Annotated in this window: 29 protein-coding genes and 1 pseudogene; 6 read left to right on the forward strand and 24 right to left on the reverse strand. The window is 61.0% G+C overall.

What is annotated here, in order from left to right:
• Nucleotides 1-20 precede the first annotated feature (20 nt).
• From XH90_RS36265 to XH90_RS36270, 3 genes and pseudogenes are all read left to right on the forward strand, one after another.
• Nucleotides 21-653, forward strand: coding sequence for an acyl-homoserine-lactone synthase (locus tag XH90_RS36265; RefSeq protein WP_128929826.1), 633 nt, complete (start codon nt 21-23; stop codon nt 651-653).
• A 59-nt stretch (nt 654-712) separates the two neighbouring features.
• Nucleotides 713-889 (forward strand): annotated as a pseudogene (locus tag XH90_RS39995) (LysR family transcriptional regulator); the annotation flags it as partial.
• 39 nt (nt 890-928) lie between these two features.
• Entirely contained in the window at nt 929-1,678 is a 750-nt protein-coding gene (locus XH90_RS36270; protein WP_232995622.1) for a LysR family substrate-binding domain-containing protein, read from the forward strand.
• Here the strand turns inward: XH90_RS36270 and XH90_RS36275 are convergent.
• The 22 genes from XH90_RS36275 to XH90_RS36380 form a co-directional block, all read right to left on the reverse strand.
• Entirely contained in the window at nt 1,648-1,884 is a 237-nt protein-coding gene (locus XH90_RS36275) for a DUF2274 domain-containing protein (protein WP_128929824.1), read from the reverse strand. The two genes, XH90_RS36270 and XH90_RS36275, sit on opposite strands and share 31 nt — an antisense overlap.
• A gap of 4 nt (nt 1,885-1,888) precedes the next feature.
• Nucleotides 1,889-3,097, reverse strand: a complete 1,209-nt coding sequence (locus XH90_RS36280) for a TrbI/VirB10 family protein (protein ID WP_128929823.1) — start codon at nt 3,095-3,097, stop codon at nt 1,889-1,891.
• Nucleotides 3,094-4,041 carry a P-type conjugative transfer protein TrbG gene (gene trbG, locus XH90_RS36285; RefSeq protein WP_128929822.1) on the reverse strand — a complete coding sequence of 316 codons (948 nt, stop codon included), beginning with the start codon at nt 4,039-4,041 and terminating at the stop codon, nt 3,094-3,096. The genes XH90_RS36280 and trbG overlap by 4 nt, the downstream gene beginning before the upstream one ends.
• A gap of 32 nt (nt 4,042-4,073) precedes the next feature.
• Nucleotides 4,074-4,757, reverse strand: coding sequence for a conjugal transfer protein TrbF (gene trbF / locus XH90_RS36290; protein ID WP_128929821.1), 684 nt, complete (start codon nt 4,755-4,757; stop codon nt 4,074-4,076).
• 458 nt (nt 4,758-5,215) lie between these two features.
• Nucleotides 5,216-6,445 carry a P-type conjugative transfer protein TrbL gene (gene trbL, locus XH90_RS36295; RefSeq protein WP_128929820.1) on the reverse strand — a complete coding sequence of 410 codons (1,230 nt, stop codon included), beginning with the start codon at nt 6,443-6,445 and terminating at the stop codon, nt 5,216-5,218.
• The gene (trbK-alt, locus tag XH90_RS36300; RefSeq protein WP_128955109.1) at nt 6,442-6,816 is read right to left on the reverse strand and encodes a putative entry exclusion protein TrbK-alt; all 375 of its coding nucleotides are present in this window, start codon (nt 6,814-6,816) and stop codon (nt 6,442-6,444) included. Before trbK-alt ends, trbL begins: the two co-directional genes overlap by 4 nt.
• The gene (gene trbJ / locus XH90_RS36305) at nt 6,816-7,547 is read right to left on the reverse strand and encodes a P-type conjugative transfer protein TrbJ (RefSeq protein ID WP_128929818.1); all 732 of its coding nucleotides are present in this window, start codon (nt 7,545-7,547) and stop codon (nt 6,816-6,818) included. Before trbJ ends, trbK-alt begins: the two co-directional genes overlap by 1 nt.
• Nucleotides 7,544-9,985, reverse strand: a complete 2,442-nt coding sequence (trbE, locus tag XH90_RS36310; RefSeq protein ID WP_128929817.1) for a conjugal transfer protein TrbE — start codon at nt 9,983-9,985, stop codon at nt 7,544-7,546. The genes trbJ and trbE overlap by 4 nt, the downstream gene beginning before the upstream one ends.
• Nucleotides 9,986-9,996: 11 nt before the next feature.
• Complete coding sequence (locus XH90_RS36315; RefSeq protein ID WP_128929816.1) at nt 9,997-10,260, reverse strand: VirB3 family type IV secretion system protein; 264 nt, start codon at nt 10,258-10,260, stop codon at nt 9,997-9,999.
• The gene (locus XH90_RS36320; RefSeq protein ID WP_232995658.1) at nt 10,260-10,529 is read right to left on the reverse strand and encodes a TrbC/VirB2 family protein; all 270 of its coding nucleotides are present in this window, start codon (nt 10,527-10,529) and stop codon (nt 10,260-10,262) included. The genes XH90_RS36315 and XH90_RS36320 overlap by 1 nt, the downstream gene beginning before the upstream one ends.
• 47 nt (nt 10,530-10,576) lie before the next feature.
• A complete protein-coding gene (gene trbB / locus XH90_RS36325) occupies nt 10,577-11,497 on the reverse strand; it encodes a P-type conjugative transfer ATPase TrbB (RefSeq protein WP_128930183.1) in 921 nt (306 codons plus the stop codon).
• A 201-nt stretch (nt 11,498-11,698) separates the two neighbouring features.
• Nucleotides 11,699-12,127, reverse strand: a complete 429-nt coding sequence (locus tag XH90_RS36330; RefSeq protein WP_128929814.1) for a CopG family transcriptional regulator — start codon at nt 12,125-12,127, stop codon at nt 11,699-11,701.
• A 7-nt stretch (nt 12,128-12,134) separates the two neighbouring features.
• Nucleotides 12,135-14,117 carry a conjugal transfer protein TraG gene (locus tag XH90_RS36335; protein ID WP_128955108.1) on the reverse strand — a complete coding sequence of 661 codons (1,983 nt, stop codon included), beginning with the start codon at nt 14,115-14,117 and terminating at the stop codon, nt 12,135-12,137.
• 43 nt (nt 14,118-14,160) lie between these two features.
• Nucleotides 14,161-15,918 carry a DUF3363 domain-containing protein gene (locus XH90_RS36340; protein ID WP_128929812.1) on the reverse strand — a complete coding sequence of 586 codons (1,758 nt, stop codon included), beginning with the start codon at nt 15,916-15,918 and terminating at the stop codon, nt 14,161-14,163.
• A gap of 624 nt (nt 15,919-16,542) precedes the next feature.
• Nucleotides 16,543-17,442, reverse strand: a complete 900-nt coding sequence (locus XH90_RS36345; RefSeq protein ID WP_232995621.1) for a lytic transglycosylase domain-containing protein — start codon at nt 17,440-17,442, stop codon at nt 16,543-16,545.
• The gene (locus XH90_RS36350) at nt 17,442-17,954 is read right to left on the reverse strand and encodes a S26 family signal peptidase (protein WP_128929811.1); all 513 of its coding nucleotides are present in this window, start codon (nt 17,952-17,954) and stop codon (nt 17,442-17,444) included. Before XH90_RS36350 ends, XH90_RS36345 begins: the two co-directional genes overlap by 1 nt.
• Nucleotides 17,951-18,415, reverse strand: a complete 465-nt coding sequence (locus XH90_RS36355; protein ID WP_128929810.1) for a DUF2840 domain-containing protein — start codon at nt 18,413-18,415, stop codon at nt 17,951-17,953. Before XH90_RS36355 ends, XH90_RS36350 begins: the two co-directional genes overlap by 4 nt.
• 286 nt (nt 18,416-18,701) lie before the next feature.
• Entirely contained in the window at nt 18,702-19,583 is an 882-nt protein-coding gene (locus tag XH90_RS36360) for a replication initiator protein A (RefSeq protein WP_128930181.1), read from the reverse strand.
• Between the two features lie 23 nt (nt 19,584-19,606).
• The gene (locus XH90_RS36365; RefSeq protein ID WP_128929809.1) at nt 19,607-19,888 is read right to left on the reverse strand and encodes an AlpA family transcriptional regulator; all 282 of its coding nucleotides are present in this window, start codon (nt 19,886-19,888) and stop codon (nt 19,607-19,609) included.
• A gap of 131 nt (nt 19,889-20,019) precedes the next feature.
• Nucleotides 20,020-20,460 (reverse strand): DUF2285 domain-containing protein, encoded by a 441-nt coding sequence (locus tag XH90_RS36370; protein ID WP_188637459.1) that lies wholly within the window; start codon nt 20,458-20,460, stop codon nt 20,020-20,022.
• A gap of 139 nt (nt 20,461-20,599) precedes the next feature.
• The gene (locus XH90_RS36375; RefSeq protein ID WP_128929807.1) at nt 20,600-20,794 is read right to left on the reverse strand and encodes a transcriptional regulator domain-containing protein; all 195 of its coding nucleotides are present in this window, start codon (nt 20,792-20,794) and stop codon (nt 20,600-20,602) included.
• 165 nt (nt 20,795-20,959) lie between these two features.
• Complete coding sequence (locus tag XH90_RS36380) at nt 20,960-21,232, reverse strand: DUF2285 domain-containing protein (RefSeq protein WP_128929806.1); 273 nt, start codon at nt 21,230-21,232, stop codon at nt 20,960-20,962.
• Nucleotides 21,233-21,375: 143 nt separating this feature from the next.
• Here XH90_RS36380 and XH90_RS36385 point away from each other — a divergent pair, with 143 nt between their 5' ends.
• Together XH90_RS36385 and XH90_RS36390 are read left to right on the forward strand one after the other, a co-directional pair.
• On the forward strand, nt 21,376-21,624 hold the full coding sequence (locus tag XH90_RS36385) for a helix-turn-helix domain-containing protein (protein ID WP_128929805.1): 249 nt from the start codon (nt 21,376-21,378) through the stop codon (nt 21,622-21,624).
• Nucleotides 21,625-21,891: 267 nt separating this feature from the next.
• On the forward strand, nt 21,892-22,173 hold the full coding sequence (locus XH90_RS36390; RefSeq protein WP_128955107.1) for a helix-turn-helix domain-containing protein: 282 nt from the start codon (nt 21,892-21,894) through the stop codon (nt 22,171-22,173).
• Between the two features lie 247 nt (nt 22,174-22,420).
• Here the strand turns inward: XH90_RS36390 and XH90_RS36395 are convergent, their stop codons facing one another.
• Nucleotides 22,421-22,741: a DUF736 domain-containing protein gene (locus tag XH90_RS36395; protein ID WP_128929802.1), complete on the reverse strand. Its 321-nt coding sequence runs from the start codon at nt 22,739-22,741 to the stop codon at nt 22,421-22,423.
• Between the two features lie 1,119 nt (nt 22,742-23,860).
• Here XH90_RS36395 and XH90_RS36400 point away from each other — a divergent pair.
• Nucleotides 23,861-25,429, forward strand: coding sequence for an MFS transporter (locus XH90_RS36400; RefSeq protein WP_232995657.1), 1,569 nt, complete (start codon nt 23,861-23,863; stop codon nt 25,427-25,429).
• A 121-nt stretch (nt 25,430-25,550) separates the two neighbouring features.
• Here XH90_RS36400 and XH90_RS36405 read toward each other — a convergent pair whose 3' ends face one another.
• Nucleotides 25,551-25,871 carry a DUF736 domain-containing protein gene (locus XH90_RS36405; RefSeq protein WP_128929802.1) on the reverse strand — a complete coding sequence of 107 codons (321 nt, stop codon included), beginning with the start codon at nt 25,869-25,871 and terminating at the stop codon, nt 25,551-25,553.
• Nucleotides 25,872-26,148: the final 277 nt, after the last annotated feature.

Here is a 26,148-nt window from a genome sequence, read left to right on the forward strand (position 1 = left end):
AAATCCGGACAGGAGGGGTCATGATTCAACTGATTGCCGAACCATTTCACGGCGCGTTCTCCCAAACGCTAGCGGCCATGCACAGGCTGCGGCATCGCGTCTTCAAGCAAAGATTAGATTGGAGCGTTCACAGTTCCGGCGAGATGGAGACCGACGAGTTTGACGCGCTAGGTCCGGTATATCTCGTCCAAACGTCGGTCGAGGGACTGGTGCAGGGGTCGGTTCGCCTTTTGCCGACAACCGGCCCGACGATGATCCGCGACACCTTTTCTGTGCTCCTGGGAAAGTGCCCTGCCCCATCGGATCCTCATGTGTGGGAGAGCAGCCGCTTTGCAGTTGATCTTCCTTCAGATGCTCCGAAGGCGGCACACGGGCTTGCGAGGGCAACTTACGAACTCTTCGCGGGCATGATTGAGTTTGGTCTGTCTCGACAGCTCACGAGCATCGTCACAGTCACCGACGTCCGGATGGAGCGAATTCTGAGGCGCGCAGGATGGCCGCTTCGCCGGATTGCATCGCCTTGTGAAATTGGAAACACGCTTGCTGTCGCCGGCCACCTGGAAATCACGCTCAATGCTTTGGACAGGATACGTGCGGCCGGTGGACTCGCCGGCCCAGTTCTCTGGACTCCAGTCCTGTCGCACGCCGCCTGACTGCCGGCTCGCTGCCCGCAGAACTCATCCGACTTAAATCGCCGCACCTTGATTTGTAAATGCCTCCAATCGACCACCTTGCCTGTCAGACACAGCGACCAATATCCAATCCAATAAGTTTACAACATCTGCGCGTTGCTGTGACAGTCAATGAAGCGGGCAGCATTCGGAGCGCAGCCAGGGTGCTGGGTGTCGAACACTCGGCCATCAGTCGGGCGATCGGACGATTGGAATGCCTGGTTGGTACCCGCTTGTTCGAGCGATCGAGATACGGGATGAATCCAACAGCCTCTGGTACGACATTCCTGAGGACGGCAAAGCTTATCATCGAGCAGGTCGATTCATTATCGAAGGCGACAGTCTTGACCCTGTCCAAGCGGGCGGATCACCTGGCTATCGGCTTCTGCCCATTCGTCTCCGCAGGACGAATAACACCTGCGATCGCCGAGTTTCAAAGCCGTTATCCGGAAATCAAGGTCGCCGTCCTTGAACGCGTCATGCCGGAACTCCTGATCGCGCTTCAGACGGGCTCGCTCGATATCGCCATCGCGCCAGACGGTCTATCTTCCATGCTGCTCACGGCGGCCTTTCCCCTATGGCGTGAAGGTATTCTCATCGCACTCGCCAAGAATGATGAGTTAGCTCAGAACGAGTCGGTCTCCTGCGCCGATCTGCACAGTCGAACCGTTCTCGTCAGCCGCGATGATCCCGCAAGAGAAGTCGAAGACCTTCTGGTCTGCAAACTGGCGGCTCATGGAAACGGGGCCTTAATCGAAGCCTGCGACGTGAGCCGCAGCAAGCTGACCAGTCTCGTCAGCATTGGCCGCGGCGTCACGCCGTTATTGGCATCCGAAGCTCACGCCGGATTCCCAGGGGTGGTGTATCGCGAACTGCACGACGCAAGGGGACCCAGTCGGATCACAATGTCAGCTCATGTCAGAACCGGCGATGAAAGATCTGTTGTCGCCCACTTCCTAGCCCTTCTGAGAGAATGTTATTCTTCAGGAGGGGAAGAGCGGGCTTGACGTTTTGATTTCGCAAAAGCCCGGTCTGTCGCCATGAAGCGCGCCAACATCGGGCCAATGAGCTTGGCAGGTTCGACGGCCTGTCCGGTTTGCTTCGCCAGCACATCGGCATAGACGTGCAAATCCCGGTGAACATGGGCCGCGAGTTCGACCGTCATTTTGACAGGCCGATCGTCCACAAGCGCTGCAATCTTCAATTTAGGCATGCGGCTAGCCTCTATAAGGTTCAAGAATGAGATCACGGTTGACCAGGACGCGGACCGGGTAACCCGGGCGTATCGTCAAGGTCGGCTGGATATTGAGGCTACGGCGGACCACTTGTTGGCCGGCCTGGTTCAGCGAATCTGATGCACCGCGCCTGAGGGCACCAATGATTGCGCTGTTGCTATTGCTCGCATCGGAACCTGCACCCGCTTCCGAGCCAACAGCCAGGAAGGTCGACAGCGCCGCCGCCTTGAACAGCTCACCCCAATGGTTGTCAACCTGATCTTCAAGGCCGGCATAGCCTTGCGTGTCTGTCCCCGGTTGGCGCTCCAAGACGACCGAGCGGCCGTTCGGCATGATCAACCGGGTCCAAACGAGCAGCACGCGGCTCTGGCCGAAGCTCACCTGACTGTCATAGATGCCAGTCAGTCTGGCGCCCTGGGGGATGAGGAGAAAGCGCCCGGTGGGCGTATCATAAACATTCTCGCTTACCTGAGCTGTGATCATTCCAGGCAGATCGGAGCGAATGCCGGTGATCAGGGCCCCGGCGATAACCGATCCGGCCTGCACCACGTAAGGTGATGGCGCCTTCACGAGGCGGTCTGGACTGGTCGTTCGTCGATCGGTGGCCGCATTTACGAAGGCGAGCTTCCGGTCCTGAGCGTTTTGCAGTGACCCATCCTCGCTGCTGGGGATCAGGGAGGGAGCATTGGCGCCACCTGCTTGGGCTCCGCTCGACGCTGCCGTGTCCCTCACATTGGTAGAGGCGAACAGTCGGCTTACACGAGCCGCCTCTTGTTCCTGGTCACGGCGTTGCTGTTCCTGGTCGGCCGCAGCGCCTGGCGCGGCGATCTGGCCTTTGGCGGCCAGGATTGGTCTGCCGAGATCGCCGGGAAGAGGTGGACCAAGCTGGGGGACAGGAGGGGTGACCTTCGAGTAGTCCGGCGGCAACGCTGTGACGCTCTCAGCAACATTGTGACGCTCAGCCAGATAGAGCTCCTCGGAAGCGGCCTCACGCGGCCGTTGTTTCTGGAGCGCCCACGTCGCCGCCGCGGCGACCAGCGCCAGGCAGAGCGCGGATCCGGTCAGCAGCACCTTGCGAGACAAGCGGGTGACGCTCGGGTATTCGGGCCGGAGCCGAAACCCATCCTCGAGCTCACCTGTCTCCTGTTCGCCGTCCGGGGAGGTCTCATCTTCGCGGTGTTCTTCCGTCATGACGAAAACCTCCCGTCGGTGCGGACGATCCTAACCTTTTGTTGATGTTCTCCACCAAGCCGCAGTTCGGCAGCCGCAAACAGGCGGTCGACGATCAGGACGCTGCCAAAGGTGCGATAATTGACGATTTCGCTCTTACCGTCAGGCCCGAGCACAAACAGCGGCGGCATTTCGCCTTGGACGATACCTTGCGAGAACTCGATGTAGACTTTTCGGCCGTCGTCGTAGGCTGCAAGGGGGCGCCACGGCGGATTGTCCCCCTCGATCGCATACCGAAAGCGCCGTTGTGCAAGCTCTGGGAGCAGCGGAACAGGAGTCAATTGCTGCCGCTTGATCCGATCTTGCGGATAGTACCACGCGACCGATGGCATGTAGGGCTTCTCGCGCGAGCGGAGCTCGAGGAGATAGGTGCGCCGATCAGTATTGATCACGAGGTTGGTTTCGATGGAGGCGCGCGTCGGCTTGACCAGCACGTGCACCCTGCGCTCCTCGCCGCTGCCGCTTTCGGTGTCGCCGATGACCCATCGCACGGTGTCGCCGGCTGCGAGCGGGCCGGAGCCGGTCAACTGCTCCCCCTCCTCAAGAGCAATGTCGGTGATCTGTCCCGGCGCGGCATAGACCTGATAGAGCGCGCCCGGGCTATAGCTGTAGATCTGTGCGGCGTTGAAATAGCCTCTCCGCCTCGGCTCGACGCGCGCCGCACTGTTGGCGATTTCGATCCGGTTGACCGGCTCGACATCCTCCTTGGTGCCCGGCTTGCCGCCAAGCGACGGCTTCCAGGATGGAGGCACATGCAGGGGACGCGGACGATCATCCGCCGGCGCTGCCGCCACAGGCAGCGGCGGCACATCTGTGTCATAGCTGATTTCGGGTGGAATGAAGGTCGAGCAGCCGCTGAGCATGCAGCCAAGCATGACGGCTGCGGAAGTGATGCCCCTCTTCATTGGCGCTGTCCTGAACTCGCAAGGATATACTTTCACTGCCCCAACTCCTTGGACCAATTGATCGAATTCACATAGATTCCGAGAGGATTTTTGCGCAGCCGATCGGCATCACGCGGCGTTCGGATGACGATGCTCAGGATGGCTGTCCATCGCTCGGTCGAGGCGAGCGAGCCGTTCTCGTAAGCGCGCTGAATCCATGCGACACGAAAGCTGTCGGGCGAGGCCCGTATGACGCTGGAGACTTCCACCGAGATCTGCGCCTTGCCGAGCCCGGCGAATGGGTCGTTTGCCCTGGCATATTCATTGAGTGCGACGGCCCCGCGATCGGTCGTGAAGTCGTAGGCCCGGAGCCAATTCTGCCGCAGCACGATGGCATCGGATGGCAGGGCGCGCACATCTTCGATGAACCGCGCCAGGTGCCAGGCAATTTGTGGATCCGTCGGGTCGTAGTCGGAACTTGCAGGCGAGACCCGCTGAGCTTGACCGAGCCGGTCGACCTCGACGATCCACGGCGTTATCGTTCCTTGTGTCGATTGCCAGATCAGCCCGCCGGCAAGGCTGCAAGACAGAGCAAGGCAGCCGAACGCCATCAAGCGCCAGTTCTTCGCCTGCAGGCGGGCCGAGCCGATGCGCTCGTCCCAGACTTGACCTGCCTTCTGATAAGGGGTGAGTGCCGCCGGCGCGCGGCCATAATGCGTTGCTGATCTCTTAAACATTGAACTTCCCCTGAGTATCCCTGATCCATCGTAGCGAGCCGGCAGCAGACGGCGTTTTGCTCATGTCGGCTGCTCGATGCGGATCACGCGCGCGAACACGCACAAGCACCGTACGATGTGGCAGCTTCTGCACCGCCGGCGGCGAATGCTGCGACTGAGTCCCCTTACTTCCGGGAGCTGCGCCGGATTGCGCGGCAAAAGAACCGAGCCCAATCCTGCCTTCGCACCCGCGACACCGAGAAGAAGGGGCCGTTGGCGCAGCGACGTGTCGGACGGGATCTGGCCATGGATCGCTTGCCAGATCAGAGCTGGCGTCAGCGTCAAGGACAGAATGCGAGAGGCTTGAATGACGCATTGACGACCCAGCCGACGCACTGCAGAGGACCCACGAGAACAGCTGATCATCGGAACAGGCCGAGCGGAGTTCGACGGCCATGCGCCGTTCTCGGAAATCCCTCTCATCGGCGCTCTTCCTGGGAGAGATCGACCGAGCTGCCGCTGCCACCGGGATCGCCGGATTTGACTGCATGAACTGCCGCCGATACCCCCCGATCAAGGCCCTGACCTTGCTTGATGCGCTGAGCCCAAGTGGGGCTACCGCTCGCGGTCTGAGCTGAAGTGCTCGTCGATTGACCGCCTCCGCCAACCGTCGAGGCCATCCTGCGAAGTGGACTTGCTGCTGCAGAGGCGGCCGCATTTGCGACGCCCGTGAGGCCGCCACTGCGATATGCCGCTGCGGTGCCCGTGACAGCGCTTGCGCCCATCCTGCCGGCGCCCACGAGCGCTCCGCCGGCGAGACCTGCCGCACCTGCAGCAAGCCCGGCTGTCGCCACCGCGGCGCCGCCTGCGGCAAGTGCTGTACCGACCGCAGATCCTGCGCCGAGTTGCGGCCCACCGGAGACCAGCCCGCTTGCGATGCTCGGTCCGAAGATCCCCAACGCCAACAGCGAGAGCGCCGCAAGAACCAATGTCATGGCATCTTCGATGGTCGGTTGGGCGCCGTTGAAGCCCGACGTAAATTGCGAAAACAGTGTTGAGCCGATGCCGACAATCACAGCCAGCACCAGCACCTTGATGCCTGATGAGACCACGTTGCCGAGGACGCGCTCTGCCGCAAAGGCGGTCTTGCCGAACAGGCCGAAGGGAATCAGCACAAATCCGGCCAATGTAGTGAGTTTGAACTCGATCAGTGTCACGAAAAGCTGAACGGCCAGAATGAAGAAGGCAAGAAGCACGATTGCCCAGGCAAACAACAGAACCACGATCTGGACGAAGTTCTCGAAAAAGCTGATGTAGCCAATCAGGCTGGAGATCGAGTCCAGGAGCGGACGGCCTGCATCGAGGCCCACCTGCGCGATCTTGCCCGGCCGCACGAAATCGCCGGCCGACAAGCTGGTGCCGGAGGCCTTCAGCCCAAGGCCCGCAAAGCTCTCGAAGACGATACGGGCGAGACTGTTCCAATTTCCGATCAGGTAAGCAAAAACCCCGACGAAGAGCGTCTTCTTGACCAGCCGCGCGATGATGTCGTCGTCCGCGCCCCAGCTCCAGAACAACGCTGCAAGCGTGATGTCGATCGCAGCGAGGGTCGTTGCGAGGTAACCGACCTCCCCGCCCACGAGACCAAAGCCGCTGTCGATGTAGCGTGTAAAAGTCTCCAGGAATTGGTCGATGATGCCCGTGCCGGTCATTGGTCGCCCCCTACCGCAGGACGGGCTAGATAGCCTTGAGGCAATCGGCTCTGATCCTTTGCTTCCAAAGCCTCTTCCGCCGAAGAGCCAACTGACGAACCCTTCGAGTCCGTCTTCTGCCCAAGGAAGCTCCGGCGGCTTTCTGCCCAGACCTTCCGGCAAGTCTCATAGGCATCAGTTTGCGTGGATGTCACGGCACGGCAACGGATCAGGTCAGCCTCGTGCACACTCGGTATTTGGGCGGTCATCGGCTGGTGTTCGAGCTCACCCGCATGATTCTGCAGCGTGAGCGTGCATGCGATGATCGCCACTATGCCGCCAAAGACGGTGATTGCGATCGACACCGCCTTGATAGTTTTCGGATCCCTCATCAGTGAAACATCTGTACGTTGGAGGATTGATAGCCGGGCCCAGGAGTCAGAAAGCGCTGCAGCTGTTCGCGGCCCTGGTCTTGGGCCGCTGCGCGTTGGGCTGCTTCGAGAGCCTGTGCCCGGCCGTGGGCCGCGACGGTCGCGGTGAGATCGGCGAGCTGTTGGGCCTGAAGAGCGAGGAGCTGATTACCGGCCTGGGTTGCCTGGAGCGCGCCGCTGGCGCTCTGGCTCGAGCTCACCAGGGCGGACAGCTGAATGCGATTGGTGTCGAGGTTGCCCACAACGCCGGCTTGGAGGCGAAGAGCGTCCTGAAGCGCTCCGACGGAGTTCTGCCAGCGCGCCTGCGCTCCCGCAAACAGCGCGGCATCGGACTGGCTGCTTGTTGCCGGCGCATAGCTTGTGGCAAAGGCGTGGTCGATCTGTTGGACGTCGTAGGCGATGTGCTGCGCCTGACCAAGGAGCTGCTGGGTGCGCTGGATGGAGGTCTGAAGCTGCAGAAGCGAAGAATAGGGCAGGCTCGCCAGGTTTTTTGCCTGGTTGATCAGCATCTGCGCTTCGTTTTGCAGCGAGGTGATCTGGTTGCTGATCTGCTGCAGCTCGCGAGCGGCGGTCAACACGTTCTGAACGTAATTGTTGGGATCGAACACAATCCACTGGGCACGCGCTGTGCCGCTAGAAAAAGCCGATGCAACAAGGATCGTGATGGCGAAACGCAAGCGTCGAAGGCTCATCGTGATGACTCCAGATTTTTCAGATTCGGGATGAGGTCGATAGCCCAGCTTGCTCCGCGGTGCTCAAGCCAGACCGCTAGAAACCCCTCGGCGCCGTGCTCGGCGACCAGGTGCTCGATTGCGAGTTGATCGGACTTGGCTGATGCGGCTGTAAAGGCGAGTGCGACCTCGCCGAGGCCAAGCTCGAACATGCGGTTGCCTCGGCGAGACTGGCAATAATAGTCGCGCTTCGGCGTTGCCCTGCTCAGGAGTTCGATTTGGCGATCATTGAGCCCGAACCGGCGATAGATGGCTGTGATCTGCGGCTCGATCGCGCGCTCGTTTGGCAAGAGCAGCCGCGTCGGGCAGCTCTCGATGATTGCGGGGGCGATTGCCGAGCCGTCGATGTCGGAAAGGGACTGGGTGGCAAACACCACCGAGGCGTTCTTTTTTCGGAGCGTCTTCAGCCACTCCCGCAACTGTCCTGCGAAATCGGCATCATCGAGCGCTAGCCACCCCTCGTCGACGATGATCAATGTAGGCCTGCCGTCGAGCCGGTCACCGATCCGGTGAAAAAGATAAGCGAGTACGGCCGGCGCAGCCCCCGTTCCGATCAGTCCTTCGGTCTCAAATGCCTGGACTGAGGCTTCCCCAAGCCGCTCGAATTCTGCATCCAGCAGCCGCCCATAGGGCCCACCCAGACAATAGGGCTGGAGAGCGCGCTTGAGGACGTTCGACTGCAGAAGGACAGAAAGCCCGGTTAGCGTCCGCTCGGGTACCGGTGCCGAGGCAAGCGAGGTCAGGGCCGACCACAGATGGTCCTTGCCTTCTGGAGAAAGATCGACCTTCTCTCGTGTAAGAAGAGCGGCCACCCAGTCAGTCGCCCAGGCCCGTTCGGCGGGATTGTCGATCCAGGCCAGCGGCTGCAATGCGATCGGTGCGCCATCATCGGCCGACAACGCGCCACCAAGGTCGTGCCAATCGCCGCCCATGGCGATCGCGGCCGCCCGGATCGAGCCGCCAAAATCGAACGCGAACACCTGCGAGCCGGGATAGCGGCGGAACTGAAGGGCCATCAACGCGAGCAGAACCGATTTGCCGGCGCCGGTCGGTCCCACAACAAGAGTATGCCCGACGTCGCCAACGTGAAGGGAGAAGCGGAATGGCGTCGAGCCTTCCGTCTTGCCAAAGAGCAGCGGCGGCGCGTTGAAGTGCTGGTCCCTCGCCTCGCCTGCCCAGACGGCAGAGAGAGGAATCATGTGCGCGAGATTCAAGGTGGAGATCGGAGGCTGCCGAACATTGGCGTAGACATGGCCGGGGAGGCTGCCGAGCCACGCCTCGACGGCATTGACCGTCTCGACCATGCAGGTGAAATCGCGACCCTGAATGACCTTTTCCACTTGGCGTAGCTTTTCGTCGGCCGCCCTTGCATTCAGATCCCAAACGATGACAGTGGCGGTGACAAAGGCCTCTCCGATCTCGTCGGATCCAAGTTCCTGGAGCGCGGCGTCCGCGTCCATCGCCTTGTTGTGCGCATCGGTATCCAGCAGCGAGGATGCTTCGTTCGTCATCACCTCCTTCAGGATCGCGGCAATAGACTTCCGCTTGGCGAACCACTGCCGGCGAATTCGGGTTAGCAGCCTTGTGGCTTCTAGCTTGTCGAGCATGATGGCTCGGCTCGACCAGCGATAGGAGAAGGCAAGCCGATTGAGGTCATCAAGAATCCCAGGGGTCGTGGCGGTCGGGAAGCCGACGATCGTGAGCACCCGCAAATGCGCCGCTCCCAGCATCGGCTCCAGCCCTCCCGAGAGCGGCTGATCCGCCAGCAGAGCGTCCAGGTACATCGGGATCTCCGGGACGCGGACACGATGGCGCTTTGTCGAGATCGTCGCGTGAAGATAGGTCAGTGTTTCGCTGTCATCGAGCCAGCGGCATTCGGGCATGAAGCCTTCGATCAACTGCAGGAGGCGCGCCGTCCGATCAACGAAGCCAGCCAGCACCTGCCGCGCATCGGCATCTTCGTTGCGAGCGCAGCCCTCATAGAGAAGCCGCTCGGCCCTTGCGGCATCTTCCGGCGGCGGAAGATAAAGGAGCGTAAGATAGTAGCTCGACTCGTAGTGGACGCCCTCCTCCTCGAACTGGGCCTTGCGCTCGGCGTCAACGAGCGCGGAGGCGACGTCCGGGAACATGCTCGGCGGGTATGCTCCCGCGGAGTGACGCTGGGCTTCGACGAAGACCGCCCAGCCCGAGCCAAGGCGGCGCAGCGCATTGTTGAGCCGGCCGGCGACTGCGACGAGCTCCGCCGGTACCGCGCTGTCGAGATCGGGCCCGCGAAATTTGGCCGTGCGTTGGAACGAGCCATCCTTGTTCAGGACAATGCCCTCATCGACCAACGCGGCCCAGGGAAGGAAGTCCGCAAGGCGGGTGTTCGACTTGCGATATTCGGCAAGATTCAACATGGGAAAGGTTCCTAAAGATCGAAATGAGCGGGAATTCGCAGGTGGCGGTGTACGACCTCGACGAAAGCGGGATCGCGCTTTGCGGCCCATACAGCTGCGGCGTGGCCGAGCGCCCAGAGCAGCAGGCCCGCGATCCACAGGCGCAATCCCAATCCAAGTGCCGCTGCGAGCGTGCCATTGACGATCGCAACAGCTCTCGGCGCTCCGCCCATCAGGATCGGTTCGGTCAATGCGCGATGCACCGGCACGAGGAAGCCTGCGACGCCCTCCTGCATCAGATCACCACGCCGCCGCCAAACGAGAAGAACGACAGGAAGAAACTCGAAGCCGCAAAGGCAATCGACAGGCCGAAGACGATCTGGATCAGCCGGCGAAAGCCGCCGGACGAATCGCCGAAGGCCAGCGTCAAGCCTGTGACCACGATGATGATGACCGCGATGATCTTGGCGACAGGCCCCTCGACCGATTGCAGAATCTGGTTGAGCGGCTGCTCCCAGGGCATGTTGGAGCCGGCGGCCATGACGGGGGTAGCGGTCGTGGTCATGGCAATCAAGGCCAGGGTGAAAGCTTGCGAAGTCTGGAGGCGATGGTTCACTTGAGATCTCCTGCTGGTGAAAGACTGTAGTCGCCGCCCGCACTGATGCCCTCGACGCGGGCGAGCTCGGCAAGGCGGCGATCGGCGCCGCGCCCCGAAAGGACGGCGATGACATTGATGGTCTCGGCAATGAGCGCGCGCGGGACGGTGACGACCGCCTCCTGGATGAGCTGCTCCAGGCGACGTAGCGCCCCGAGCGCAGAACCTGCGTGGATCGTGCCGATGCCGCCGGGATGCCCCGTGCCCCAGGCCTTGAGGAGATCGAGCGCCTCCGCGCCTCGGACCTCACCGATTGGAATTCGATCCGGCCGCAGCCGAAGTGAAGAGCGCACGAGGTCAGACAGCGAGACCACGCCGTCCTTGGTTCGCAGAGACACGAGGTTTGCTGCCAGGCATTGCAGCTCCCTGGTATCTTCGATCAGAACGACCCGGTCGGAGGTCTTGGCAACCTCCACCAGCAGCGCATTGGTCAGCGTGGTCTTGCCTGTCGACGTGCCGCCCGCGACGAGGATGTTCTGTCGCCCGGCAACGGCGTCCCGCAGCATCGCGGCTTGACCGGCGCGCATGATCCCGGCGGCGACGTAATCGTCGAGCGTAAAGACAGCGACCGCTGGCTTTCGGATCGCAAAGGTCGGCCGAGCCACGACCGGCGGCAACAATCCCTCGAACCGCTCTCCGGTTTCCGGCAGCTCGGCCGAGATCCGGGGAGCAGCTCCATGGACCTCTGCACCGACATGATGCGCGACCAGCCGAATGATGCGCTCCCCGTCCGCAGGTGACAGCTGCTGGCCGGTATCCTCCAAACCGCCGGACAGGCGGTCGATCCAGAGCCGCCCATCGGGATTGAGCATCACTTCGATGACGGCATCGTCTTCGAGATAGCGCGCGACCGCAGGCCCGAGCGCGCTGCGCAGCATGCGCGCGCCGCGCGAGATCGCCTCCGCTTGAGCCGACTGGATTATCACGAGAGCCCCATTCGCTTGAGAGCGCCCCCCACGAGCGCCTCAGATGGGGACGATTAGAAAAACCACGATGGAAGATGACGCAACAACGTGGCTCGTCGGATCGTAGGCTAGCGTAGAAAGAGAAACATTGGCGCAAAGCCTCAACAACCGATGTCAGTTGCTGTCTCCGTCCGCCGGCTGCCGAACGATATCTTCGGGAATCTCGCGCAGAAAACTCTGCCCCTTTTGCAGGCGACGGCCGAGCGTCTCGACAAAACCCTCGAAGCGCTCACGCCCCTTGGCTTGGGCGGCAGCCTGGGCGTCGGAGGGAAGCGGGGGCGTGACTGTCAACCAGAACCGCACGAACAGAGCCAGAGTTTCAGCGGTAAGTCCGAGGTCGCGTTCGAGGCGTTGCATTTGGCGCGATATCCTGTCGAGACGACGCGAAAAGGCGGCTTCCCGCCGGTCCGAGCCATCTGGGGACAGGAACGAGCTGACTGCCGCCTCGACGATTGCAGAGCGTGAGATGTTTTTTCGATCGGCAAGTTCCGTGATCTGTGCCAACAGCTCTGGAGGGAAGTAGACGTTCATGCGGTTGCGCATGATCTTCTCACAATTCAATGCCATCATTCGGGTCGAGTGCGGCTTGCCGCGCAACGCCGCGCATCTTCTGCCGCAGCAGGCGCGACTGGCGCGCGGCATCTTCGTCGTCTTCCAGCACGGCGAATTCCTCGGCCGGCGCGACCTCCGTCGTTTCCTTAACGATGGCGAGGTGATCCGGAAGCTCGGGCTCTCGCCGCAGTCCGCCATTGGCCGTGTCAGCGTCGCCACCGCCAATGTCCGCGGGCGTCTTATCGGGAATAGCGGCCTTCAGCCCTGACCAGCTGTCGGCGCGAGAAGACCTTCGGATCTTGACGGGATCTGGCGGGGGAAGTACGCGCTCGGCAAATCGCTCATCCTCGTAGTAGCGCACTTTTCTCGCACGGATTGGAGGAGTGCCTGCCACCATCACGATCTCCTCTGACGGCGGCAGCTGCATGACCTCTCCCGGGGTCAGAAGCGGCCGCGCGGTATCTTGGCGAGAGACCATGAGATGGCCGAGCCATGGGTTGAGCCGATGGCCGGCGTAGTTCTTCATGGAGCGTATTTCGGTTGCCGTGCCTAGCGCATCGGAGACGCGCCTTGCGGTGCGCTCATCATTGGTCGCAAAGCTTACCCGGACATGACAGTTGTCTAGGATCGCGTTATTCGGGCCGTAGGCCTTCTCGATCTGGTTGAGCGACTGGGCAATGAGGAACGCCTTGATGCCGTAGCCGGCCATGAAAGCCAGTGCCGACTCGAAAAAATCAAGTCGTCCCAAAGCTGGAAATTCATCCAGCATCAGCAACACGCGGTGACGGCGATCCTTATCCTGAAGGTCCTCGGTGATCCGCCGCCCGATTTGGTTGAGGATCAAGCGGACTAGTGGCTTGGTTCGCGAAATATCCGAGGGCGGCACGACCAGGTAGAGCGTGGTGGGGCAGTTGTCTGCGATAAGGTCGGCGATCCGCCAATCGCAGCGGCTTGTCACTTCGGCGACGACGGGATCCCGATAAAGTCCGAGGAAGGACATCGCTGTCGAAAGCACACCCGAGCGTTCATTCTCGGATTTGTTCAGCAGCTCTCTTGCCGTAGAGGCGACGACCGGATGCGGCCCCTGGTCCTTGAGGTGTGCTGTCGTCATCATCGCGTTCAGCGTCGTTTCGATCGGCCGCTTGGGATCCGATAGAAAAGCGGCGACGCCGGCGAGCGTCTTATTGGGCTCGGCATAGAGGACGTGAAGGATTGCCCCGACGAGCAGGGAATGACTGGTTTTCTCCCAATGGTTCCGCTTGTCGAGCGAGCCCTCGGGGTCTACGAGCACATCTGCGACGTTCTGGACGTCCCTGACCTCCCACTCCCCGCGCCGGACCTCCAGAAGCGGATTATAGGCTGATGATCTGGCATTGGTCGGATCGAACAGCAGCACACGGCCGTGCTTCGACCGAAACCCGGCTGTGAGCTGCCAGTTCTCACCCTTGATGTCGTGCACGATGGCCGAGTGCGGCCATGTCAGCAGCGAGGGGACGACGAGCCCGACGCCCTTGCCGGACCTCGTTGGAGCAAAGCAGAGGACGTGCTCGGGCCCATCGTGACGCAGGTCGTTCTTCTCCAGTCGGCCAAGCACAACCCCGTCCGCGCTCAGCAAACCTCCCGCCCTCACCTCCTCAAGCTTGGCCCATCGGGCCGAGCCATAGGTGGCAACGTCCTTGGCCTCCCGGGCGCGCCAGACAGACATGGCGATGGCCACGGCGATGGAGAGAAAGCTTCCAGAGGCGGCGATGTAGGCGCCCTCGGTGAATACGTCAGGTGCATAGGCGTCGAACACGAACCACCACCAGAAGAACTCGGGCGGGTAATAGACCGCAAATCCATACATCTTGAACCAGGGCAGACCGAGCTCGGGTTGGAAGGCCAAGCGCCAGGCCGTCCACTCCGTCGCGCTCCAGATCGTGAGCAGGACGATCGCGCCGACAGCCACGAGCTGCCCCCACAAGATCTTGGTTCCGGACATCGACAAGGCTCTCCTTCGCTGAATGACGCTCTGGCCAAGGAAATCAAAGACCGAGGTCGCGCTTGCGGCCGAAACTCCACTCGATCCCACCGCCATCCCTAACGCTTCCCGTCACATGCTGGCCGAGGCGTTTTTCCAGTTCGCGCGTCCAGGGGACGAGTTGAAAGCCAAGCCCATTGTCGATCAATGCAAAGCGGCCCGACGTGAGGGACAGGCTCTTTCGGTATGTTCCTGCGACCTGCTCACCGACTGCGGCTTGCGCGTGAGGCAAGCCGGTCTCGGCCGCGATTTCGGCACCGGCCGCCTCTAGCTCCCGGCGCCGCAGCGTATTGAGGAGATCGCGTTGCAGGATGATGCGCCCTCCCGCTCGGTGTGCGAGCCCTGCTTCTGCAAGATGTTCGGCTCGCGCCTGCATCGCTTGCCGAGCCTCCCGCCCGAAGCCGCCCAAGGCGAGCGGCATCGAATCGCGCTCGACCAGTCGGTGGTCGAGCCAGGTTGCTCCCGGCGCACCTATTTGCGCGGGAAGATCGAAATCCGAGCGATTGGCGAGCACGCGCGTCGGCCGCTGCTCGTCCATCCCACCGAACTGCCTGACTTCGACAATGCCGCCAATGGGGGGCGCCTGTTCGAATGCCTCAAGACCACGAAAGCGGACGTGATGGAGCCGTCCGTCGGTCGCATCAATGAGCGCATAGGCTTCGCCGGTGAGCTCGTCGTGTAGCCCGGTTGCCAATAATCGCCCGATAATCGGTGCGGTCGTTCTTTCCCCCGTAACGGCGAATTCCGAGAGACTTCGTTCCTGTCCCCGCTCTGTCATCGCTTGATGCATGGTCTTGATGATATCGCCCCGAATTGCAAGGTCTCTGAGATGGGGTTCTGCGTCCAAACCCACCATCCACTCACCGGGTACCGCCGATGAGGCAAGGCCCATCTTTTGCAGATGCTGAAGGCGCCCGATCATAAGGCGGCGGATTTCGGGGTCAGATATCCCTTCCCGATCGGGCCGCAGGTCGAGATAGCCGGTCTCGTCGGCAGCCAGACGGATCTCGCGGTCGAGCCGTGTCCATCTTTCGGCGAAGACTTCGCGTTCGAGAGCCCTGCGGATCTCGTGCTCGGCTTTGGGCCCGAGCTCGATGGATGCCAGCTCTTCCGCGCGAGAGCGTAGTCCCTGGCTGATATAGTCGCGGGAGATCACGAGGTCCTCAACGTTGTCGCTGACCCCGCGAACAAGCAGGTGAATGTGTGGATTGTCCGTGTTCCAGTGATCGACGGCGACCCAGTCGAGCCGTGTGCCGAGGTCCGCCTTCATCTGCCTGGCGAGATCGCGCGTGAACGCTTTCAGATCGCTCATCTCGCCCCCGTCCTCGGGTGCGATGATGAATCGAAAATGATGCCGATCGCCCTTGCAACGCTCGGCGAAGGCGCTGCCATCAACCTCTTCGCGTTCGGCGTCAAACAGCGAGGCTCTCTCGCCGCTGCGGGTCACGCCATCGCGCCGGAGGTACGAGATATGCGCCGCGAGTGATGCCGAGCCGAATGCCAATCCCTTATGCCGCGCGACCCGCGCCTTCACGGTCACGCGGCGCGCAGCGCTAAACAGACGGTTGCGGGCAAACTGGAGCCGGCCGCGGCCGAACGTCGAGCGCCCGACGCGTCCTCCGCGGCTCATCGAGGAGGCGGAGGTGTGGCCCGCCTTCTGCGCCGCTTGCAGTACCTGATTGAAGAAGCTCTTGGCCTTGGGCGCGCGCGTGCTGCGGATGCGGCCGGGCCGGATGTGAAGTTCGCTGTCCTTGGTATTCACGGTCGTTCTTTCCTCGTAAATCTTAGTCAGTACCGAAAGATGCATTGAATTTGCTTGTGAATGTTCAAAGCGCGGCACGCGCCACGACCGATCGGCACGCCAGAACCCAAGCCATGGCAATGGCTTGGCGTTCGACGGGCGAGCCGCTTTTATCTTGCCCTAGCCCGTCGTTCTTTGTTACTCGCTCTTCCTTCCTCTAGTTGACGAACATTTCGTCTGCTGGTCCACGGATCAGCAGACAAATCTCCTGCCTTTTCGCCTGCAAAGGAGGGAGATTTACGGCAAAGAGCAGTTGGGATTCATTGTGGTGGATCCTCCAACAGCGCCTGCAGAAACACGTCGGCTGGTGGCCGATTCATTGGGAAAAAAACAGCCGCGACGTGGCAGTTAGTTTGCGAAGCGCACACTGTTTGCGAGCGCTTGCGATAGCGATCGTTACCCGAAGGGCCGAGACACCCATAGGGTGGCTCGGTGAGGAGCGAAGCGACGAGTAGAGCGCGGGCCGAAGGCATCGCCCATATGCCGTATGCAGATGCCGGACGCTTACGGTCGTTCACCTCCGCCCCTCTCACTTCTCGCCGATCGCTCGCTGACATGTGTTCCGCTCCGCAACCGCGCTTCTGATCATTGCATGGTGCGAGAATCGGTCCGCGCCACGAATAGACCAGTCGAGCTTGGAACGATCCGCAGAATATCTCGCGAGGAGATAGCGTTCATGATGTCTGCCGAAGGCACAATCCTTATCGACCGGTCGTCCGTTCTCGGCATGTCAGTTGGCTTATGAGTTGACTGCGGAATGAGCAGCGACGATGCTGATGACGTGACGCCAGCCTTCCAGGTCGGTTGCTGATCGACGTCCAGCACGGACCCAAGCCTCTTCACATAGGCTTGGGTTTCGACAGGCAATGGACGCCCGGCAAGATGCTCCTGATAGCGCAGCGGTCCTGCGTGATAGGCAGCAAATACGCCGTTCGGTCCGAAGCGGTCGAGCATTTCACGCAGATACGCCGTTCCTGCCAGGATGTTGTCACGGGGGTCGAACGGATCGCTGCCGAGGGCGTGCCGGCGGCGCAATTCGGCCCAGGTGTCGGGCATGAGCTGCATCAGCCCCATGGCGCCTTTGGGCGATCTGGCACGAACGTCTCCAGTGCTTTCGACAGCCATCACCTCGACAATCCAGGAGACTGGAATGGAAAAACGCTGTGAAGCTTCGATGATGAAGGTTTCGAATGGCTGGGCCCCTTCGTGCTCCGCCCCTGTTGCTGTCTCCTCGGCGACCGAAGCACTGCAAAGCGCGAGCACGAGCAACAGGAAGGGTGCAGCGAACAGGCGCGCGCCAAACTGTGCCAGGTACGTCCTCCTGCGCGCCTCTTCCCGATGGAGAAAGCCTTTGTGCGCGCCATTCAGCAGCGGGAGGTGTTCCTCCCTAACATCGCCTTTGCATGGAGGAGCCGGAATGGAGAAAGGGCCTTGCGGTCCATCGAACAAGCGCATGGTGAAATGAATATGACGAACACACCTCATCACTCCTCCGAGGTCCACACCGGGTCCGCACGGCCGATCACGGCTGCGGCTGGAAGAAAGCCAAAATACCGGCCGTCGAAGGACTCATCCGATTGCCAGTTCATGAGAAAGAGCTCGGCCGGCCCGACGACGCGGCAGCCCTGCCAGTCTGGCAGCGGACGGCCGCGGCCGTCACGCTCACGCGCCTCACCCATAGCAATGTTGTCCACCGAGATGGCGAGGCCTGTTCTGCAAACCGTCTGCCCGGGGAGCGCGAGGATACGTTTGAGCATAGGAAGGCCGAGCGGCAAATAGCCCTTCAGGTCGAGGAAGCTCGCCAGCGGTTCAGGCGGCTGAACCGCAACCAGCTCCGTGACATACAAAGTCTCTGCGGAACGCAGGCGGTAAAGGCCGATGGGCACGCTCGGCGATGCATTCCAGATGAAGGCCGGCGTTCGCCCTTCCACGATGGTTACGGCGATCGCTGCGGCAGCCCCGCACATCGCAAGCAGCGTCATCATCCGCCCTCTCATCGGATGATCCTCCGCCGGCGAAGCCAGGCCTGATGGCGAGCTTTCGTGTAGGGACGTGGGCTTTCATTGACGGAAAGACGGTTGTGGACATGCTGCCAATGATCTGGGGCGACATCAGCCGGATCGATACCAAGTGCCTCGACGGCATCGATCATCTGCAGCACGCGCTCGACCTTCGGCCAGCCAGAAAGGCGAAGCAGAATGTCGCCTCCTGGCTTCACATAGGGCACGGTCGAGCAGCGCTGACCCGCGGCGACGGCACGCAGGATATCAATGCGCGAAATCACCGTCCCGAAATCATTCGACGTCCAACGAACGAACGCAAAGATGCTGCCTGGAGCAAATGCCAGGACGCGACGATGGCGATCGAGCTTCCGTTCCTCGACATTGCGGCCAAATCGAACCCGGTTCTCGATCCGCTTCTCCAGCCACAGCACTTCCACCTCGGTGAGATCGCTCATGCTGTCTCTCCCGGAAGCTCGAAAAGCCAACGGCTAGTGATGAGGACGGACGATTGCGGGATTTGAACCTGAAGGCAGCTCGACCGTCCGTGCCACTGCCGCTCTTCCACAATGTGGGCAACAGCGAGTTCCGTTAGAAGAAATCCGAAGGATTTCTGGTTAGTAAAGTTAGGGGGCCAGGAAAGCGCGCGTTCACAAGCCTTTAGGTTCGCTTTCGGTCCCCGATAGCACGATGATCTGGTCCCTGATGGCACGAGGGTTGCGGTCCCCGATAGCACGAGCTGATTCACAGGTTGTCCCCTGAAATTGGTCCCGAACGACGCGCCGACAGGCGCGCCGTAACGGGAAGGTTTGGGATCGAGGCGAAGTTCAGCCGCTCGCGGCCGTTTGGATCGCGCGTGAGGACGAGCCGATAGCCCGGCAATGTCTGCCGCTGGACAATCTGTCGAACGTCGTAGGCAAAATGCTTGAGCGGCGAGAGGCTGCCGGACTTGGCATGAAGATGGGCAAGGTCGAAGCTCCAGCCGCCGCGCTGCCGGCCGCCGTGCTTGCGCACCAGCCGGTAAAGCCAGCGCTCAAGGCCACCTGTCAGGTCGAAATAGGCGCGGTCGATCGTCAGAACGAGAGCGTCATCGATCACGCCGGCATAGAACCAATCTGGCAGGATCAGTTCGATCCCAAATGGTCTGCCATATGCATCAGCGGCTTCCTTCCACTCGTTAATCCAGGAGAAGCGGTGCCGCCGCCGTTCTGCGGGTTGACGGATCGAGGTCAGCACGGTCGTTGACTGAAGTCTGTCAAGACCTGCCTTCAGCCGGTCGTAGTCGCGTGCGCTGGTGCCGCGGCCGACGAACGTCAGAATCTCATATGGCGTTGCGGCTATCAGGCGTGATGTTTTCAGACCGGCATCGCGAGCTTCGACGATCTGGGAGGCAGCCCAAATCAGGACGTCGGCGTCCCAGATCGTTGCCATGCCGTGCTCCGGGACAGCTTCGACGCGGATTGAGGTTGTTCCGGCGCAGAAATCGATGGGCACGATCCTTTTGGTCTTAGCCAGCGAAAAGAATGGATAAGCCATCAGATCCTGCGCATCGCGTGGAGCAAGATCTCCCGGCAGGGCGCGGAAAAGCTCAAGCTGATGGCGGTCGGCTTGCTGAATGCGTCGCATGATGATTGCCTTCAGAGCGACCATCAGCGGTGTTCCTGGCCGGCATAACGACGTAGTTGCGAATGCTTTTTGGCCGGCAGCACCGTGTCTTTGCCAGGGTCAGAAGTGGACGTTTTGGCGCCGAGATCGGCCCACGCTTTCAGGTCGTCCAAGGCGTAGACGACGCGGCCGCCGATCTTCCGGTAGGTCGGCCCGGTACCGTAAGTGCGATGTTTTTCCAGCGTGCGGCCAGACAGGCCGAGGTAGCGTGCAGCCTCGGGAGTGCGCAGGAAACGCGGAGGAAGTCCGGCGGTCGGATCGGGCATTTGAGAGCTCCAAGATGGCGGCGCACCACCCATGAGGGCGCCGGCGTGGGTGTGGTCATCTTGGAGAAGCAGGGCTTCGGAGGGGGATGCCGAAGATCGGGGGTGCATGTTTCGACACCCCCGCGATGAGGCTATTTGTTCCTGCGCCCGGAGCGCAGAAGCCTGCAATAGCCGCCCCGCATCAAGGAGAAGCCGTCGTGTACCAGACGGATGATGAGGCTACGGGAATCGTGGGTCTTCCAGGCTTGCTTTGGGACGCTTTTCTTTCCAAGCAGTGCCAACGCGATCACACGATAGCTGCTACCGGCATGACGTGCGTCGAGCGCACGCGCGACTTGCCTTAGGCGATCCCGGCGCTGTTTGGAAAGTTCGTGGAAAGCGGGGCCTGCCGCGCGTCCGTTGAGCGCGCGCCACAATCTGCGAGCTGCATGCGCTCGCGGCGGCAAGTTCTCATCGAAGGGAAGTTTGGCGGCATAGCGATGACCAATGGAAGGTTCATCCTTCAACCAGACACGGTGGTTCACGGTCCCGATGCGCAGCACGGCGTGCCACCCATCAGCGGCGCGACGCATTTCGGCCGTCGAGACGTTGAATAGAGGTAGATCTGGCGCACTCGGGTCAGCGCCTGACGTCGTTACCGCAACCGGGACGACATCCGGCAGCGCCTCGGGCGCCCAAAAGATTGTCTGTTGATCAAAGGACCGCTGCGGGTCATGGGCGAAAGCAGATGCCCCACTTCCTCCTGAATTCCTCGGTGACTTCACCCGTCGGGCTCTTGGCGATCACAGCCTGGTAGTCACGTTGGTATTCAGGATTGCGACGCACGAACTCCCAAGCGATATCAGTGGGGTCAGCATTATTCAGGTAGTCGTAGGAGTCCGGGGAGCGCCAATCGACTTGGGCCATAACATCCGCCTCATTGCAAAGAGCTAACAACGATGACGGCGCAATAGCTGCGAACAGGCCTTTGGGAAAAGATGCCAGCTTGTCACCACGTGGTGCACGTGAGTCACCACGCCCGAGTGCCGAGAAAAAGGTGTCGTCAGAACCAAAGCCGTCTAGAAAACTATTCTAGGTTGATCTAGGTCCGCGCAACAGACGTCCCTGTTCGGTCAACCACTTCGCGCGCTGAACATGTGTCTGGTATGCAGTACGCGCACGCTCCGGCTCGCGATCGGAGTCGATGTGCAACACGATCCGAGCGACCTCGGACCAATCGGCCCCCTCGCTCTCCGCCTGCAGAAGGCGCATGTAGGTTACGACATGCTGTTCGTCGTAGGAGGTCATGGCGTCCCCAGCGGGAGGGGCATCGGCCACTTCGGGATTTAAGTTGAACTTGGTCATGGGCTGACAACAAACATCGAATAATTGCAAGGTTCCTGGACGCGCGATTGACGAGCGGTCTCATTTTAGTCGTATTCCGGGGTCGGTGCAGATACATACTATAGGAGATAAACCTCATAGTATGTAAGACGCAACTTGCGCGAATGGACATGCGCAAGTTGGTCGGCCGGAATTTCGCAAAGCTGCGGAAGCAAAAGCGCTTTACGCAGGAGAAGTTCGCCGACCTGTCCGGCTTTACTCAACAATACATCAGCGACTTGGAACGCGGCCGCCGCAATCCAACCGTCGTAAGCCTGTTCCAGCTCGCCAGTGCGTTGGGCGTCACTCCGGTTGATCTCATCGCGCCGGACGAGGAGGCGCGAAACGAAGGAAAACTGGCCAAGCGGAAGTAACTGTTTCCGAAAAAGCCAAAGCACCTGCCCCAAGTGAGGGTAGGACGCTTCCCACAGGTGCGACGATGGTTCGGACAGCACTGTTCGCACGTCGACGGCTCCAACGGCCTACAAAAGTCTTACCGTTTCAGCTGCGCCAGCAACCTCCTTGGGAGACACGGGATGTTCTGGTGATGGCGTGCTGAACGGTCTCTCTATCGAGAGCCTACTTAAATAGTCGGGCCATATCCAGTGGTTTAATGGGCCACCAAATGGCTGCCTGCGCAAATGAAAGCTCGCGCACTCGTAGCCTGGAATATACGCCGGATACGCGTCGATCGCGGTATTCCGCAGGAGCAATTGGCTTATGACGCGGGAATAGATCGTTCGTATATGAGTGGTCTTGAGCGGAAGTTGGAAAATCCTACGATTGATTTGCTTGACCGGTTGGCTGACACCCTCGGTGTCCAACTCAACGAGTTATTCCTTCCATTACCAAAGGGCGCTACGATCCATAAAACATTGCCTAAAGGGCGCAAATCGACCCGACTTGACCGCAAGAAGAAATAACACCCTCTGTTTCGACAATCGCGGGATATACGCCTACGTCGCTTGTGTAACGCGTGGGCCGTCTTTGGAGCGAGATGGCCCTGATCGTAACAGGCCGGTGCGAAGGGGTTTGCCGATCTCAGTGGCGCCGACCTGTGGCTAGTGCTGAATCCATCGCAAAATTAAGATTCGCATTCCGAGCCCATGGAATTCGCGCCGATGTGCGGAAAGCCCGCCCGGCGAACCGGGCGGGGCTTGGCGGAGGATCTCACTCGCCGTTCTTGCGCGGCCGGGACCAGAGCAGGTTGTAGCCCTCGCCACCTTCGTCGTCGAACAGGCTCGCGTAGATCGGCGCGTTGAAGGAGGGATCGTCAAGCTTGATCGAGAGGTAGTCGCGGCCCTCTTCGGAGCGCTTCGACCAGGCTGCGCCGATCTCGGCCCGACCCACATAGATGCGGTGGCTGGGCGCGTTCTCGTTGGAGCGGTTGGTCTCGGCGACGATGCGGACGCCCCTAGCCTGCAAGCTCAGCGTGACGATCTCGCCCTGGAAATCATTGCCGACCTTCTTGAAAGTTCCGATATTAGCCATCTTGCTTCTCCGTTGTGTTTCGAGCCCGCGACCACCGCGGCCTCGATGGCGATCTCAAGGGCGAGGACGATCGGCGACGCACCCGCTCGCGGGCTGAAGCGCAGCGGAGGACGCCGTTGAAGAGACTTTCTTGTCTCGCGAGGAATGGGCGTGAGCCCAGGGGAAGAAAGTCGCAGCAACGGCGTTGCGGCTCAGCCGATCGAGGCGCAGCCGGTCTTCGGCCAGATCGAGCCATCAAAGAGGCCTCGTGCGTCCGCGTGCTGAACCTCAAACCCGGGGAGAAGCTTGGCGAATTTCGGTTCCTCTGCACAAGAGGTCGGAACGGTTCGGGAAGGAAGAGAAACAATCTGCGGGAATGGGCGGCATCGTCCCCGCAAAGCCGGTCAAGCGGTGCGCTTCGTCCCGGCGCCGGAGCTATGTGGGGCGAGACGTGATAATCGGTGCTGCTTGTTCGTAGCACTTCATAGGCAAGCCGTTAAGCTGCTCACACGACATCATGCCTCGTCGGCTACCAATCTTAGAAATCTGTATGACGATGAGGAACGTCCTAACGGTCCGGCTTTGCGCATCGCGGCCGCAATAACTGGGTGAGTCGGTAGTTCACCGCCTCGGCCGTCCAGTCGAGTACGTCTATCCTAGCAGCGTCATCCATGTGAACGCTGCCTCACCGTTGCAGATTAAGGCCATTCAGGTGATGACCCAGGCCAGTGCTGCGTGCACGTACCGCAGGACATCTGCGAGAACTGATCAGTACGGCCCCCGGACGCCGAGAACCAGATATCGCGGCCCTCAGCTCATCGTCGAGCCACTGCACATGTCAGATATGTTTTATCCCGCCTCACGGGCATTTGTTCTCGGTGCGGCAATCCGGCGCGAAGTAGGACTTCGTCACTGCAATTCTTCGGCGGGCATGGGTATAATGTGTGATTCTAAGGGATCGGTAGGACCGCGAAAAGGTCCGCCGAAAGGCAGACCTTCGTGTGTCCAGATAATTCGCTTCGCTCATTGAACGGCCCTGTCCTGGCTCCGGGCAAGCCGAAAGAGCGGTCGACGACCGAGGAAGCTGAGCCAACCTCGCCTGACCTTGAAGCTCGCCTCCACTCTGCCAAGGCCGATCGCATTACCGCCCCTCTGCGGCACCGCACGTTCCGCCGCATCTGGACCGCCAGCCTGGTGTCAAATCTCGGTAGTTTGGTACAGGGAGTCGGGGTGGCCTGGGCTATGACCGAAATGTCATCGTCAGCGGACAAGGTCGCGCTGGTCCAAACCGCTCTCGGATTGCCGGTGATGCTCATTGCGATTCCGGCCGGCGCAATTGCTGACCTGCATGACCGGCGCATCGTGGCATTGATTTCACTCGGTATTGCACTGACCGCCAGCGCTACGCTGGCGGTACTCGCTTTGCTGGGATTGCTTACGCCGGACCTCTTGCTTGGTCTCTGCTTTGCAGCAGGCTGTGGCACCGCGATGTTGGGACCCGCGTGGCAGGCGGCAGTGGGCGAGCAAGTGCCTCCACAAGCCCTGCCCGCCGCAGTTGCGTTGAATGGCATCAGCTACAACATCGCGCGGAGCGTAGGTCCGGCAGTCGGGGGTATCATTGTGGCCTCCGCCGGGACCGTAGCCGCGTTCACATTCAACACGATCTCGTTCGTGCCACTTATCGCCGCGCTCTATCTATGGAAGCGCGCAAGTGAGCGGTCGCGTCTCCCACCGGAACGGCTCGGCCATGCCATCCTGTTGGGCGTCCGGTACATCACGAACTCGCCACCTATTATGATCGTGTTGGTCCGAACGATCATATTCGGGTTGGTCAGCGGAGCTATCCTGGCGCTGTTGCCAGTGGTCGTACGTGATCGCCTTCTCGGTGGCGCGCCAACTTACGGCGTGATGCTGGGCGCCTTTGGCCTGGGAGCCATTTTGGGAGCGATCAATATCTCGCTGGTGCGCGAGCGCTTAAGTAGCGAAGCCGCCATGAGATGCTGCACGCTGTCCATGGCAGCGGGTATTGCAACTCTGGCACTAAGCCACAATCCGTTGATGGCTGCGTTCGGATTGGTTCTGGCTGGTACAGGGTGGACGTTGTCTTGGACGCTCTTGAACATCGGCGTACAGCTTTCTGCACCCCGCTGGGTTGCCGCGAGGTCTCTGGCGGCGTACCAGGCCGCCGCATCCGGCGGTCTTGCCATAGGCAGCTGGGGGTGGGGACATCTCACCGACATCGCCGGCGTTGAAACAGCGCTGCTTGTCGCAGCCTCGCTGATGCTGGCATCTCCTCTGGTCGGCCTACGATTGCGGATGCCTTCTGTTGGTGAGGGTGCCGAAGAGGGAAGCCTCCTCGAAGATCCGCAGGTGCGGTTGCCGGTCAGGGGGCGCGACGGACCTGTGGTGATCGAGATCGAATATCGGGTGGAGCAGAAAAACGCTCCGGACTTTCGGGAGGCCATGCAAGAGCTTCGGCTCGTCAGGCAGCGCAATGGCGCCTACGGTTGGTCGATCGCACAAAACATGGCAGACCCAGAAGCGTGGATCGAGCGCTATCACTTCCACACCTGGCACGACTACCTGCGCCAGCGCAACCGCTCCACCATGGCCGAGCAAGCTCTGGAAGGCGCTGTGATAAAAGACTACCACGTTGGTCCCGGCAAAGTGCGTGTCCGCCGCACGATCGAGGGTTTTGCTCGGGGATAGCTTGACGCCCGCAGTTGCGGACAACCGGCGGATGCGACCGCAGTGTCGCGTATTAGCGAGATGCTTCTCCGATGGAGATATTACCCCGCCCGGCGAACCGGGCGGGGCTTGGCGGAGGATCTCACTCGCCGTTCTTGCGCGGCCGGGACCAGAGCAGGTTGTAGCCCTCGCCACCTTCGTCGTCGAACAGGCTCGCGTAGATCGGCGCGTTGAAGGAGGGATCGTCAAGCTTGATCGAGAGGTAGTCGCGGCCCTCTTCGGAGCGCTTCGACCAGGCTGCGCCGATCTCGGCCCGACCCACATAGATGCGGTGGCTGGGCGCGTTCTCGTTGGAGCGGTTGGTCTCGGCGACGATGCGGACGCCCCTAGCCTGCAAGCTCAGCGTGACGATCTCGCCCTGGAAATCATTGCCGACCTTCTTGAAAGTTCCGATATTAGCCATCTTGCTTCTCCGTTGTGTTTCGAGCCCGCGACCACCGCGGCCTCGATGGCGATCTCAAGGGCGAGGACGATCGGCGACGCACCCGCTCGCGGGCTGAAGCGCAGCGGAGGACGCCGTTGAAGAGACTTTCTTGTCTCGCGAGGAATGGGCGTGAGCCCAGGGGAAGAAAGTCGCAGCAACGGCGTTGCGGCTCAGCCGATCGAGGCGCAGCCGGTCTTCGGCCAGATCGAGCCATCAAAGAGGCCTCGTGCGTCCGCGTGCTGAACCTCAAACCCGG

Origin of the sequence: Bradyrhizobium sp. CCBAU 53338, from assembly GCF_015291665.1 — a bacterium.
Lineage (GTDB): Bacteria > Pseudomonadota > Alphaproteobacteria > Rhizobiales > Xanthobacteraceae > Bradyrhizobium.

What these genes read in the sequence shown, in the direction of transcription:
- XH90_RS36405 (WP_128929802.1), bottom strand. Translation starts at nt 25,871, where the DNA reads ATGGCTAATATCGGAACTTTCAAGAAGGTCGGCAATGATTTCCAGGGC.
- XH90_RS36330 (WP_128929814.1), bottom strand. Translation starts at nt 12,127, where the DNA reads ATGCGCAACCGCATGAACGTCTACTTCCCTCCAGAGCTGTTGGCACAG.
- XH90_RS36360 (WP_128930181.1), bottom strand. Translation starts at nt 19,583, where the DNA reads ATGCGACGCATTCAGCAAGCCGACCGCCATCAGCTTGAGCTTTTCCGC.
- trbJ (WP_128929818.1), bottom strand. Translation starts at nt 7,547, where the DNA reads ATGAGCCTTCGACGCTTGCGTTTCGCCATCACGATCCTTGTTGCATCG.
- trbE (WP_128929817.1), bottom strand. Translation starts at nt 9,985, where the DNA reads ATGTTGAATCTTGCCGAATATCGCAAGTCGAACACCCGCCTTGCGGAC.
- XH90_RS36375 (WP_128929807.1), bottom strand. Translation starts at nt 20,794, where the DNA reads ATGGCCCAAGTCGATTGGCGCTCCCCGGACTCCTACGACTACCTGAAT.
- XH90_RS36385 (WP_128929805.1), top strand. Translation starts at nt 21,376, where the DNA reads ATGGACATGCGCAAGTTGGTCGGCCGGAATTTCGCAAAGCTGCGGAAG.
- XH90_RS36275 (WP_128929824.1), bottom strand. Translation starts at nt 1,884, where the DNA reads ATGCCTAAATTGAAGATTGCAGCGCTTGTGGACGATCGGCCTGTCAAA.
- XH90_RS36315 (WP_128929816.1), bottom strand. Translation starts at nt 10,260, where the DNA reads ATGCAGGAGGGCGTCGCAGGCTTCCTCGTGCCGGTGCATCGCGCATTG.
- XH90_RS36345 (WP_232995621.1), bottom strand. Translation starts at nt 17,442, where the DNA reads ATGAGGTGTGTTCGTCATATTCATTTCACCATGCGCTTGTTCGATGGA.
- XH90_RS36320 (WP_232995658.1), bottom strand. Translation starts at nt 10,529, where the DNA reads ATGACCACGACCGCTACCCCCGTCATGGCCGCCGGCTCCAACATGCCC.
- trbL (WP_128929820.1), bottom strand. Translation starts at nt 6,445, where the DNA reads ATGACCGGCACGGGCATCATCGACCAATTCCTGGAGACTTTTACACGC.
- XH90_RS36355 (WP_128929810.1), bottom strand. Translation starts at nt 18,415, where the DNA reads ATGAGCGATCTCACCGAGGTGGAAGTGCTGTGGCTGGAGAAGCGGATC.
- XH90_RS36265 (WP_128929826.1), top strand. Translation starts at nt 21, where the DNA reads ATGATTCAACTGATTGCCGAACCATTTCACGGCGCGTTCTCCCAAACG.
- trbK-alt (WP_128955109.1), bottom strand. Translation starts at nt 6,816, where the DNA reads ATGAGGGATCCGAAAACTATCAAGGCGGTGTCGATCGCAATCACCGTC.
- trbF (WP_128929821.1), bottom strand. Translation starts at nt 4,757, where the DNA reads ATGTTTAAGAGATCAGCAACGCATTATGGCCGCGCGCCGGCGGCACTC.
- XH90_RS36280 (WP_128929823.1), bottom strand. Translation starts at nt 3,097, where the DNA reads ATGACGGAAGAACACCGCGAAGATGAGACCTCCCCGGACGGCGAACAG.
- trbG (WP_128929822.1), bottom strand. Translation starts at nt 4,041, where the DNA reads ATGAAGAGGGGCATCACTTCCGCAGCCGTCATGCTTGGCTGCATGCTC.
- XH90_RS36365 (WP_128929809.1), bottom strand. Translation starts at nt 19,888, where the DNA reads ATGCCCGATCCGACCGCCGGACTTCCTCCGCGTTTCCTGCGCACTCCC.
- XH90_RS36390 (WP_128955107.1), top strand. Translation starts at nt 21,892, where the DNA reads ATGAAAGCTCGCGCACTCGTAGCCTGGAATATACGCCGGATACGCGTC.
- XH90_RS36335 (WP_128955108.1), bottom strand. Translation starts at nt 14,117, where the DNA reads ATGTCCGGAACCAAGATCTTGTGGGGGCAGCTCGTGGCTGTCGGCGCG.
- XH90_RS36350 (WP_128929811.1), bottom strand. Translation starts at nt 17,954, where the DNA reads ATGAGAGGGCGGATGATGACGCTGCTTGCGATGTGCGGGGCTGCCGCA.
- trbB (WP_128930183.1), bottom strand. Translation starts at nt 11,497, where the DNA reads ATGCTGCGCAGCGCGCTCGGGCCTGCGGTCGCGCGCTATCTCGAAGAC.
- XH90_RS36395 (WP_128929802.1), bottom strand. Translation starts at nt 22,741, where the DNA reads ATGGCTAATATCGGAACTTTCAAGAAGGTCGGCAATGATTTCCAGGGC.
- XH90_RS36380 (WP_128929806.1), bottom strand. Translation starts at nt 21,232, where the DNA reads ATGACCAAGTTCAACTTAAATCCCGAAGTGGCCGATGCCCCTCCCGCT.
- XH90_RS36270 (WP_232995622.1), top strand. Translation starts at nt 929, where the DNA reads ATGAATCCAACAGCCTCTGGTACGACATTCCTGAGGACGGCAAAGCTT.
- XH90_RS36370 (WP_188637459.1), bottom strand. Translation starts at nt 20,460, where the DNA reads ATGCGTCGCGCCGCTGATGGGTGGCACGCCGTGCTGCGCATCGGGACC.